This is a genomic window from Flavobacterium sp. FG68 (genome assembly GCF_057808895.1).
Map to the genome: position 1 here is coordinate 1 of NZ_JBMDIY010000060.1, position 11302 is coordinate 11302.

At 32.6% G+C, this 11302-nt stretch carries 14 protein-coding genes; 2 read left to right on the plus strand and 12 right to left on the minus strand.

The genetic code is table 11. From position 1 onward, the window contains the following. Nucleotides 1-19 precede the first annotated feature (19 nt). The 8 genes from ACODSB_RS23605 to rsfS all read right to left on the minus strand — a co-directional run bounded on the left by ACODSB_RS23605 (nt 20) and on the right by rsfS (nt 6085). Entirely contained in the window at nt 20-217 is a 198-nt protein-coding gene (locus tag ACODSB_RS23605; protein WP_488938837.1) for a hypothetical protein, read from the minus strand. Nucleotides 218-451: 234 nt separating this feature from the next. After that, on the minus strand, nt 452-1234 hold the full coding sequence (locus ACODSB_RS23610) for a superoxide dismutase (protein WP_488938838.1): 783 nt from the start codon (nt 1232-1234) through the stop codon (nt 452-454). A gap of 9 nt (nt 1235-1243) precedes the next feature. Then, nucleotides 1244-1513 (minus strand): acyl-CoA-binding protein, encoded by a 270-nt coding sequence (locus ACODSB_RS23615; RefSeq protein ID WP_053473544.1) that lies wholly within the window; start codon nt 1511-1513, stop codon nt 1244-1246. After that, a complete protein-coding gene (locus ACODSB_RS23620; RefSeq protein WP_053473543.1) occupies nt 1514-2167 on the minus strand; it encodes a phosphatidylserine decarboxylase family protein in 654 nt (217 codons plus the stop codon). Then, nucleotides 2157-3047 carry a phosphatidate cytidylyltransferase gene (locus ACODSB_RS23625; RefSeq protein ID WP_488938839.1) on the minus strand — a complete coding sequence of 297 codons (891 nt, stop codon included), beginning with the start codon at nt 3045-3047 and terminating at the stop codon, nt 2157-2159. Before ACODSB_RS23625 ends, ACODSB_RS23620 begins: the two co-directional genes overlap by 11 nt. Nucleotide 3048: 1 nt before the next feature. Beyond that, nucleotides 3049-3654 carry a lactate utilization protein B/C gene (locus tag ACODSB_RS23630; protein WP_053473541.1) on the minus strand — a complete coding sequence of 202 codons (606 nt, stop codon included), beginning with the start codon at nt 3652-3654 and terminating at the stop codon, nt 3049-3051. Nucleotides 3655-3770: 116 nt separating this feature from the next. Further along, nucleotides 3771-5696 (minus strand): ATP-dependent zinc metalloprotease FtsH, encoded by a 1926-nt coding sequence (gene ftsH, locus ACODSB_RS23635; RefSeq protein WP_053473540.1) that lies wholly within the window; start codon nt 5694-5696, stop codon nt 3771-3773. 17 nt (nt 5697-5713) lie between these two features. Next, a complete protein-coding gene (gene rsfS, locus ACODSB_RS23640; protein WP_012024667.1) occupies nt 5714-6085 on the minus strand; it encodes a ribosome silencing factor in 372 nt (123 codons plus the stop codon). A 92-nt stretch (nt 6086-6177) separates the two neighbouring features. Here rsfS and ACODSB_RS23645 point away from each other — a divergent pair, with 92 nt between their 5' ends. Beyond that, the gene (locus tag ACODSB_RS23645) at nt 6178-6906 is read left to right on the plus strand and encodes a biotin--[acetyl-CoA-carboxylase] ligase (protein WP_488938840.1); all 729 of its coding nucleotides are present in this window, start codon (nt 6178-6180) and stop codon (nt 6904-6906) included. A 183-nt stretch (nt 6907-7089) separates the two neighbouring features. Here ACODSB_RS23645 and ACODSB_RS23650 read toward each other — a convergent pair whose 3' ends face one another. Both ACODSB_RS23650 and pyrE read right to left on the minus strand, forming a co-directional pair. Next, entirely contained in the window at nt 7090-7482 is a 393-nt protein-coding gene (locus tag ACODSB_RS23650; RefSeq protein ID WP_056206068.1) for a hypothetical protein, read from the minus strand. Between the two features lie 111 nt (nt 7483-7593). After that, on the minus strand, nt 7594-8238 hold the full coding sequence (pyrE, locus tag ACODSB_RS23655; protein WP_488938841.1) for an orotate phosphoribosyltransferase: 645 nt from the start codon (nt 8236-8238) through the stop codon (nt 7594-7596). A gap of 7 nt (nt 8239-8245) precedes the next feature. Between pyrE and ACODSB_RS23660 the strand changes: the two genes are divergently transcribed. Further along, nucleotides 8246-8854 (plus strand): NUDIX hydrolase, encoded by a 609-nt coding sequence (locus ACODSB_RS23660; RefSeq protein WP_488938842.1) that lies wholly within the window; start codon nt 8246-8248, stop codon nt 8852-8854. Between the two features lie 40 nt (nt 8855-8894). On the opposite strand, the gene ACODSB_RS23665 is transcribed toward ACODSB_RS23660, so the two are convergent. Next, the gene (locus ACODSB_RS23665) at nt 8895-9497 is read right to left on the minus strand and encodes a hypothetical protein (protein ID WP_488938843.1); all 603 of its coding nucleotides are present in this window, start codon (nt 9495-9497) and stop codon (nt 8895-8897) included. Between the two features lie 36 nt (nt 9498-9533). Continuing rightward, nucleotides 9534-10910 carry an energy transducer TonB gene (locus ACODSB_RS23670; protein ID WP_488938844.1) on the minus strand — a complete coding sequence of 459 codons (1377 nt, stop codon included), beginning with the start codon at nt 10908-10910 and terminating at the stop codon, nt 9534-9536. Nucleotides 10911-11302: the final 392 nt, after the last annotated feature.

An 11302-nucleotide genomic window follows, 5' to 3' on the forward strand; every position in this document is an offset into this window, starting at 1 on the left:
CTAATTATAAAAATGTAGCTTAACTTTTTCTCCAGTTTTTGTTTGCATATCCATTTTGATTGTGGATATGTAATGGAGTGGTTTTTAAAAACGGACTCTTTTGAGTATTATTTATAGAAATGGTTTTCTCTTTATTGTCACATGAAAAGAAAATCATTAAGACAAAATATAAGAGAATAGCTTTAATCTTCACTGTACTTTTTTTTAATAGTTTCATTCAGAATAGCTATTTTTTCCTAGCATATTGGTTTGCTCGAAATAGCTATATAGATCTTTGTGAAATGATTCTTGATTTAAAAAAGTATTTCACGATGCTTAAAGATATAGGAATATACAATTATACGCTATGATTTTAGTCATATTTTTTTATCTTTCATTAATAAGAAGACTGAGTTTTAAAATAAGCGAATAAAAAAAAGCTGATACTTTTTTTAGTACCAGCTTTACTTTTTTATACTTTCTTGACCTTTTTGAGGGCTTCTACATAATACTCGTTTACTTTTTCCCAGTTTATGTGTTCGTAAAAAGCATCAATATAACTTCCTTTTCGGTTTTGATAATCCAGATAATATGCATGTTCCCATAAATCAATGCCTAAAATTGGCGTTCCGGGAATCAATGCATTTTTCATTAACGGGTTATCCTGATCTTCTGTCGTTGTAATTTGTAACTTTCCGTATCTGTCTACAACCAGCCAAACCCAGCCAGAACCAAATTGCTTTTCAGCCTGACCTTTAAACTGATTGGTAAGATTATTAAAAGATCCAAATTCTTTATCAATTGAACTCGCAAGTGTATCTTTTGGAGTCTGCTGCTTTGGAGTCAAAACATTAAAATAAAGCGTATGATTGTAATATCCGCCCGCGTTTTGACGAAGCTTAGCGTTATTAAGATCCATCTTTTTTAAAATATCCTCAATTGGCATATTTTCAAATTCAGTAGATACAATCTCTTTATTAAAATTATTTGTATACGATAAATAGTGCTTAGAATAATGCGTTTCTAAAGTTAAGGAACGTAACGCAGGACTTAATCCGTCGTAAGCAAAAGACAGTTTTGTAAGTTCAAACGAACCCGGATCTGCTTTTACATCATTTGGAGAACCAATCGTTATTTTTTCTTCTTTAGTAGGCAGCGGAACTTCTACAACTTCAGTTAGCTTATTGTTATCATTACAAGAAAATAATAGAAAAAATGAAGCTAAAATGCTAAAATGAACAATGTTATTCTTCATAATATTAATTTATTTTGATGTTAGTGAATTAATGATTTCGATGTAACACTCTTTAGCTTCATCAATCGATAAATGACTAATCTGCATCCAGGCATTCGTTTTAAAAGCATTTCGTAAATCAAAATTCTCAGATTGATTGTAAACCGCGGTTCCAAAAGTAGCCTGTTTATAAAACGCATAAAGTCTTAGCTGCACATCTTGCGGCAGTGAGGCCTGAGTCATTTTCAATGCAGTTTCAACAGCCTCGTTAAAGCGTGTATCTAAATCTTTTTCTGCCATTTACGCTTTTGTAGCAATAATAGTTTTTCCTCCAATTGCTTTTTGGTCTAAAACCACATTAATTGGTGTACCTAAAGGTAAAAATAAATCTACTCTAGATCCAAATTTAATAAATCCGGCATCAGTTCCCTGAATAACCTGCATTCCTTCCTGAGCGTAGTTTACAATTCTACGTGCCAAAGCACCGGCAATTTGTCTGTAAAGGATGGCACCAAAAGTGTCATTTTCGATTACTACAGTTGTTCTTTCGTTTTCCTCACTGGCTTTTGGGTGCCATGCAACCAAAAATTTTCCAGGGTGGTATTTGCTAAATTTTATAATTCCGTCCATCGCATAACGAGTAACGTGAACATTGATAGGTGACATAAAAATAGAAACCTGTAAGCGTTTATCTTTAAAGTATTCACCTTCGTAAACTTCTTCAATAACCACAACTTTTCCATCAACAGGAGCAAGGATGTGATCGCTGTTTCTTACAGCAATTCTTTTAGGATTTCTAAAAAATTGTAAAATAATAATCAAAATCAATAATGCTGCTATCTGAACTAGCATTCTCAGCCAATTGATATCAATAAATCTATCAGCAATTACAAGTACGGCAACAGTGAAAACTGTTCCTAATAAAATAGATGGGGCTCCTTCTTTATGAAACATAATATAAAATTTGATAAAATAAAAATATAATTGGTGCTACAAATATAACACTATCTAGTCGATCTAAGATGCCTCCGTGTCCGGGCATAATCGAACCGCTGTCTTTAATGCCGGCAATTCGTTTAAATTTTGATTCGATCAAATCACCGATCGTTCCAAAAACACTCACAATTAAAGCAATAATTGTCCATATAAGGATAGATTTACCGCTAAAAGCCGGATTAGGCTGTATGTATAATTTTGAAATCAAGAACCCTGCAAAAGCCGCAAAAACCATTCCGCCCAGAAATCCTTCAATTGTTTTTTTAGGCGAAACACGCTCAAATAACTTATGTTTTCCCATTGATTTTCCAACCAGATAAGCAAAAGTGTCATTTGTCCAGATTAATACAAATAGGCCTATGATGATTTTTGGATTATAATCATTTGTTCCAAAGGAAATTTTTACGATAAAAAGAAATGGTAATGCAATGTATCCTAAAAGATATAGATATTTTGAGGAGGTGCTTACTTTTTGAACAGAGTCATAAAATAAAAAGATAATACACTTAATAGATACAACCAGTGTAATGGCTAAAAGCACAATATCTAATTGCTGAATATTAGTTTCTAAATCAAGGTTTGATTTAAAAATATTATTTAAATAAGCAGAAGTTTGTTTATTGTAATGACTAATTAGTATTACTATGGTATAAAGTAATGTCCCAAATAAAATCGAAAAGACTTTGTTAAGATTTACAATATTTGAAAATTCATAAATGGTAATAATTAGGAAAATTCCAAAGAGAATGATAAAGCTTTCGGTAGAAAACAAGATTGAAGTTAACAACAGAGCAATATAAACAGCACCAGAAATGGTTCTTTTAAGCGTTTCGTTCATCTTAAAGATCTTCTAAGAGCAATAAATAAAGATTTTTGGCAACACTTCCGTATTGGGTAAAATCTTCTTCTTTTGCTTTTTCGAAATATTTTATAGTGGTGATATTTGTCGGGATATCTCGATCATATTTACGTTTAATGGCACTTAAACCATCACTTTTCATTGGGAGAATCTGACTAGTTGTTGCAAGAATTACAATATTTGCGGGTAATTCGTTCGGTTTATTTTGTCTAATCTGTTTTGAAGAGAAAAGAATAGAACCTTCATCTGCAATTAGGTTTTCGCAGCTTGCTAATAAAAATTTTGGTTTAGATGGAGCAATATAAAATAATTTGTTTTCGTCCAATAAATGAAAAAGAGCCGGTTCGTAACATAATACTTCACTTTCAAACCAGTCATTTTCTTCTAAAATATTTTCGAATTGTTCTGCAGCTTCCTGATTGTTTTCACAATACAAAAATTTACCGCCATTTTTCTTAAAGTTAAAGATGAATTGTTCGTCTAAAGACAAATGACTATTTGGAGCAGGAGTTCCTGCGTACTCACTTTCGTGTTCTTCGTCAGAAGCAGATTCGCTGGAACCAAATATTTTTTTGAAAAAATTCATTTTTTATATGAAATACTTTACATGTTAATTGAAAACGTTCAAAGATAAAAAAATCTTAATTCAAAAGGGTATTTTGAATTAAGATTTTAAAAAATATTGTGTATTTAATGAATAATTTACGAAACGACTTCTTCTAAATTTTTGTCAAAAGTACGTTTTCCGAAAATTGCTTCTAAGTCATCTTTAAAAATAACTTCTTTTTCAATTAATATATCGGCAAGCTGATTTAGCTTGTCTTTGTTTTCTTGTAAAATTTGAATAGCTCTTTGGTATTGACCTTCAATTAATTCTGAAATTTCTTTGTCAATAACTTTTGCTGTTTCATCAGAATATGGTTTTGAAAAGTTGTACTCACTTTGTCCTGATGAATCGTAATAAGTAACATTTCCAATTTTATCGTTCAAACCATAAATTGTTACCATTGCACGAGCCTGGCGTGTTACTTTTTCTAAATCGCTTAATGCACCAGTCGAAATTCTGTCAAAAGTTACTTTTTCAGCAGCTCTTCCTCCCATAGTAGCACACATTTCGTCAAGCATTTGATCAGTTCTTACGATTTGTCTTTCTTCTGGTAAATACCATGCAGCACCTAAACTTTGTCCGCGGGGAACAATAGTTACTTTAATAAGCGGAGCAGCATGTTCCAGCATCCAGCTTACCGTTGCGTGACCAGCTTCGTGAATTGCGATTGCTCTTTTCTCTTCTGGAGTAATAATTTTATTTTTCTTTTCAAGACCTCCAATAATTCTGTCAACAGCATCAAGGAAATCTTGTCTGTCAACTGCAGGTTTGTTGTTACGGGCAGCAATTAAAGCCGCTTCGTTACAAACGTTTGCAATATCAGCACCAGAGAATCCCGGAGTTTGTTTTGCTAAGAAATCAAGATCTAAACCTTCAACTTTTTTGATAGGAGCTAAGTGAACTTTGAAAATTTCAGCTCTTTCGCGGATGTCTGGTAAGTCAACAAAAATTTGTCTGTCAAAACGTCCTGCACGCATTAAAGCTTTATCAAGAACGTCGGCTCTGTTTGTTGCAGCCAAAACAATTACGTTAGAGTTTGTACCAAAACCATCCATTTCTGTCAGTAATTGGTTCAAAGTGTTTTCTCTTTCGTCGTTTCCGCCAGACATATTGCTTTTTCCACGGGCTCTACCTACAGCATCAATCTCATCAATAAAGATAATTGCCGGAGATTTTTCTTTTGCCTGTTTAAACAAATCACGTACACGAGATGCACCAACTCCCACAAACATTTCAACAAAATCAGAACCTGATAATGAGAAAAACGGAACCTGTGCTTCACCCGCAACAGCTTTTGCTAATAATGTTTTACCAGTTCCAGGAGGCCCTACAAGTAAAGCTCCTTTAGGAATTTTACCTCCAAGATTGGTATATTTTTCAGGGTTTTTAAGGAACTCTACAATTTCTTGTATTTCTTCTTTAGCACCTTCTAAACCTGCAACATCTTTAAATGTAGTTTTGATATCTGTTTTTTCATCAAAAAGTTTAGCTTTCGATTTTCCGATGTTGAAAATCTGTCCGCCTCCGCCAGCGCCTCCGCCAGACATTTTACGCATAATGAAAATCCATACACCAATAATGATGATGATAGGAAGTAAGCTGATTAAAATATCGCTCCAGTTATTTTTTTGAAGGAAATTGAAATCTTTTAGTTTGCCTTCGCCAACTGCTTTTTCAAGTTTAGTTTGGAAGATTTGGTCGTTACCAATCTCTAAAGTATAGTGTGGCCCTTTATTAGGGTTTTTGAAAATATCTTTAGAAACCTTTTCGTTTGCCGGGTCTTTAAGAGCAGCAGCAGTCAGGTACACTTCAGCTTCGGCTTTATTATAAACGATCACTTTTTCAATTTGACCTTTTTCTAATAAAGTATTGAATTTAGAAGAAGTCAATTGTGCAGGTTCGCTTAAATTAGATCCACCGGTTGCAAAACTTATAAATAAAAAAACTAGAAGTATTGCGGTATATATTAACCAGGGACTTATTTTAAATTTACTCGGATTTGGATTATTATCTTTAGCCATTTAGAAAAATTTTTCTTTTAGTATTTGTTTTCGATTGTAGTTATTTTGGCGTCACCCCAAAGGCTTTCGATATTATAGTATTCACGAATGTGTTTTTGGAAAACATGTACCACGATATGCACATAATCCATAAGAACCCATTCTGCATTATCGGTTCCTTCTACGTGCCAGGGTTTGTCTTTTAAGTCTTTTGAAACTGTTTTTTGAATTGAGTTTACAATGGCGTTAACTTGGGTATTTGAGCTACCGTTGCAAATGACAAAATAGTCACAAACTGCTGTGTCTATATCTCTTAAGTCAAGAATGTCGATATCATTTCCTTTTACTTCCTCAATCCCTTTGATTATGTTCGCCAATAGAACATCATTATTAATAGTCTTTTTCGCCATGAATTATTTTATATGAATTTGTAAAGTTACCAAATTTTGTGATTATTTTTGAACCTTAACAAAATATTAAATTAAGATATTTAAATTATTTAATGAAACTAATCAAACTCGATGCCATAGATTCCACAAATGATTTCTTAAAATCATTCTCAAGTCAGGATGAACTGGAGAATTTTACGGTGGTAACGGCTGAAAATCAGACAAAAGGCAAGGGGCAAATGGGGGCAAAGTGGAGCTCTGAGACGGGTAAAAACTTAATTATGAGCGTCTTGGTGAAAGATTTCCTGTTTGATAATGAGCAGGTTTTCAATTTGAGTATTGTAGTTTCCTTAGCTGTTTTAGATGCATTGAAATCGTTAAATATTCCTGATTTATGCATAAAATGGCCAAACGACATAATGTCATACAATAAAAAAATTGGTGGCATTTTGATAGAAAATACTCTAAAAAGCGATGGCAGGATCGTGTCAGTTGTCGGAATCGGAATAAATGTCAATCAAACCAATTATGAAGATCTCCCTCGCGGTTCTTCTCTGGCAGTTATCTCCGGAAAAACTTTTGACAAAGAGAATCTGGCAATTTTAATTACTGAAAAAATACAAGAGAAAACCGAATTATGGGTAACCTCATCATCACTTTTTTGGATAGATTATTTTAATTCGCTGTTCAAAAAAGGAGTTCCAATGCCTTTTAAAAATCTTCAGGATAAAAATTTTATGGGAATTATCCAAGGCGTTTCCCCAATTGGAAAATTACAGGTTTTATTGGAAGATGATTCTGTTTCTGAATTTGAGATAAAGGAGATTCAGATGCTTTACTAAGTTGCTAAGATACTAAGGTTCTAAGATTCTAAGTTTTTTGCCACGAAGGCACAAAGACGCGAAGTTTTTTTTGAAATATACTTTCAAATTCTTTACGCCTTTGTGCCTTCGTGGCAACAAAAAAAAGCCCAATCTATCAGATCAGGCTTTCATTTATAATTCACAATTAATAATTTACCATTATTAAAGTTTGTTCATATTGTTTGCTAAAGTTTCAATAAACTTACTGATTGGTCCTTTAACCATCATCGCCATCATAGCGTTGAATTCACCTTCAAAAAATAATTGAACAGCACTTTCTGAATCAGAAATAGAGTCAATGTTTGAAGTTAAAGTAAACGGAAGTTTATCACTTGCAGCACCCAAAACAATTTTGTTTGGCGCTGATTTGTCTTTCATTTTTAATTTGATTTCAGGCATACCTTTCAATCCAAAAATAAAAGCATCTTCGCCAATTACTTCAAATTTAGCGATGTTATCCGGCATTAGTTTTTCAAAATTCTTAACATCAGTCAGTTGATCGAATAAATCCTGAGCTGATTTCTGAACGGTAACTTTTGGACTTTCTAAGTTCATATAATATTTTGTTTTTTTATTTGTATGTAGCAATCAAAATAAATTCCAATTTTTTAAATTCCAAATCCCAAAAAGAGCGAAGCGATTTTTAGAAAATCTAAAATCTAAAATCTATTCCTGTCCCCAAGTCGATGGCCTTACGCTCCATTCTTGTAGTGTAGATTGCTGGTCTTCTGTGATATATTGTTTTTGAACCGCTAAATCTAAAAGATTTTCGTAGTTACTTAATGTAAACAAGTCAACATTGGCATTTTTGAAATTTTCTTCGGCAACATTAAATCCGTAGGTAAAAATCGCCGCCATTCCTTTAATATTAGCACCTTCATTGCGTAAAGCTTCAACGGCAAGTAAACTGCTGTTTCCTGTACTGATTAAATCTTCAACAACTACAACATTTTGTCCTTTTTGAAAAAAACCTTCAACCTGGTTTTGTCTTCCGTGTTTTTTTGGTTCCGGACGCACATATACAAACGGAAGTCCAAGACTTTCGGCAACTAAAATTCCAATTCCAATGGCTCCAGTAGCAACACCGGCAATTACATCAGGCTTTCCAAATTGTTTTTCGATGTTCTTTGCAAACTCATCACGAACATAGTTTCTAATGCTCGGAAATGAAAGAATTAACCTGTTATCACAATAAATAGGAGATTTCCAACCAGAAGCCCATGTAAAAGGATTTTCGGGATTCAATTTAATTGCATTTATTTGCAAAAGCAATTCGGCTGTTTTTTCGGCAGTATCTTTATTAAAAATCATAGTACAAATGTATAAAGTTTTTGTGAACGACAAACCACTTTTTTTGACAAATGAAATCTCCCGCGAGACAGATTTTCAATTGTTCTTGTTGGAAAGTATTGATATAGAACAGCTTATCATAAAAATTTTTCAAAATAAAATTCAAAAAGCTATTTTATATCATCCTGACGAAAGTGAGATAATGAAAACCCTCAAAGCCAAAATTCCGGTAAATAAAGCCGGCGGAGGTTTTGTGTATAATAAAAAAGGCGAGGTTTTATTCATCTTTAGAAACGGAAAATGGGATTTACCTAAAGGCGGAATCGAGAAAGGTGAGGACATTGAAGCCACCGCCATGCGCGAAGTCGAGGAAGAAACGGGCGTAAATAAACTCCGTATTGTTCAAAAACTCCAAAAAACGTATCATATCTTTAAACGCAACGGAAAATACAAACTCAAAATTACGCATTGGTTCGAAATGCATTCTGATTTTGAAGGAACTCCACACGGACAAATCGAAGAAGGAATCGAAAAAGTTGCCTGGCTAAATCCGGAACAAATCAAAGAGGTGCTTAAAAATTCTTATGAGAATATTAAATTGTTATTTGCAGAAGAAATAAAAGTCAAAGCAGATTAATATAAAATTAAAAGCCCCAAATACTAATTGGGGCTTTTTATTATAATTTATTTAGATCATCAATGTTAATCCATCCTTTTATGATCTTTTTTCCTTTGTAACTACAATATGCTTTTCCGTTTTCAATTTTTTCGACATAAACAATATCATTTTTAATTAGATACATTTTTGTTTTACTAAGGTTAGAGTTTTCTTTAAAAAAGAACGATTTGTTTTTATCTACATATCTAACCTGTATCCAATTGCTTTTCTTTTCCAGCTCAAATTGTTCAGGCTTATCTGCAAAACGCTGTACATTCCAGCATCCGCCATGTTCTTCTGGAAGTTTTATTTTAATTGTTTTGTTATTAGTTATCTCAATTGTTCCTAAAATTACATCATCGGTTTTATCTTCTGGATAATAAGTTTTTACACTAAATTTTTTCCCTGTAACTTTTCCTTCAATATAAAAAATACAAGAAAATTTCGGGTTATTTGTTTCTTCGTCTAATCCGGTATAATTTTCAAAATAACCTGTCAGGATCTTAGACGATTCATCATAAGAAAGATTCATTCCGAATTCATATTCGCCTGAAACTAATTTTTGTCCGCAAACAATATTTGAAAATGATATAAATAAATAAACAAGCAAAAAGTTTTTCATGTAGATTCTGTAATAACAATTATTGAAAAGAGAGAATTAATTCAGTCGGTCCAGTTTTTTTATTTCCTGTTTTAATTTTTCAGGAGTTACTTCTTCAAAAGCCAAATTATTCAATTTTTGTTGCGAAGTTTCAGTTTCCTGAGTCGCTAAATAAGGCTTGTCGTCAACATATTTAATGGCGAAAATAGTAATCTTTTCTCCAGATGGTATATTGTTGAATGAGACATTATCAGCATTTGAATATCCTGTCATTACAGATTTTATACTATGAAATATAATGCTTACAGAGGTATTGCTGTCATTTTTAAAATTAATCACATAATCAATTTTAGACGATTCGTCATAATCCAAAAATCTGTCACAATTTATAAAACCTAGTTTCGCACTTTTAAATAAGTAAGAACCAAATTCCTCTGCTTTTGTTTTTTTTGCTTCATAATTAGCAAATCCGCTGCTGTTAGAAGTAGAACTTAAATAGCCATTATTACCATCTTCATCTGAGTGAATATTAACGGGAAGAGAATATTGAACATTTACAGGAATACCATTTACTTTGCCCGGAATAAACTTTGAAAGCTTTTTAAAAGCCTTAACCACAGCTTCATCAATCTCTTTGCTTAAGCCTTTTATTATTTTAATATTGGTTACATTTCCTTCTTTATCTACAACAAAAGTACTTGTAACTTTACCTGAGATAATTTCATCCGGCAAAACTATATTGTTGCCAAGAGTTTTATATAAAACTTGATTACCACCCGGATAAATAGGCATTTCATCAACTTTATTATAAACCTTATTCAAATTGATTGAAACTTCAGCCAGCTGCCAATTAACCTGATCATTTGTTCTCTTTCCGTTAAAAAGCCGCATTCCCTCTTTTTCTTTCTTTTTAGGCATTTCAATTTCAATACTTTTTCCCTTTTTTAAATCACATTTTTCCACACCCGAAACAGCATTTATATCCAGCATTCCGCCAGTTTCCAGTAATTTTCCGTTTGAAGTTGTCGAAAGTCTGCCTAAAAGAATATCCGAAATACTATAATATTCTTTAACCGATATTTTAATTTGTCCCGAAACTTCTTTTTGTGTTTTTGAAATAATAAAACTATTCGCAGTAATCGTTATTTTGGTTTTTTCGGCGCAGACAATCGTAGTATCTTTATTGTTGTTTATTAAAAAGTATTGCGGTTTTTTGTCGTTTTTAAGATAAAAATCCAACAATAATTTTTTGTTTTCTGCCAAATTATTGGTTGAAGACTCCACCGCTGCCGAATCACTTTTTATGCTGTCTGATTCAGTTGTATTTGTGTTCGATTTTTGAGGTTCTGCAATAGAATTACTTTCTTTAGTTTCATTTTTACAAGAAAAAATAATGAAAACCAACACGAATAACGAAATTAATTTGTGTTTCATCAGCAGGAATTTTGATTGGGGTTTGGTTAGATTTATTTCAAATATAAAATATTATAATCAACCATTTTTACGGAAAGTCACATTGTGGGGATTTTTTTTAGAATTTCAAATTGATATTCGTTTTCCGTTGAAACTTAATAATTAGGGCGTGCCACCATCCCGATAAAAGGGCTAATTCACTTTACGCATATTCGCCCTTTTACCGGGATGCTGTCGGGCTTTCGCTGCTACTTCGGTAGCTTAGCTCTATCCCTCACGCGAGCTGCACTTTGAGGTTAGATTCGTTTCAGGTTTGAAGTTCATGTTGTTATTTTGAATCTTATGTTTTACTTGCAGATTTTTTTTTAGTTTGATTTTACAATTTAAATAACCTAAGCTAAAATTAACCTTAA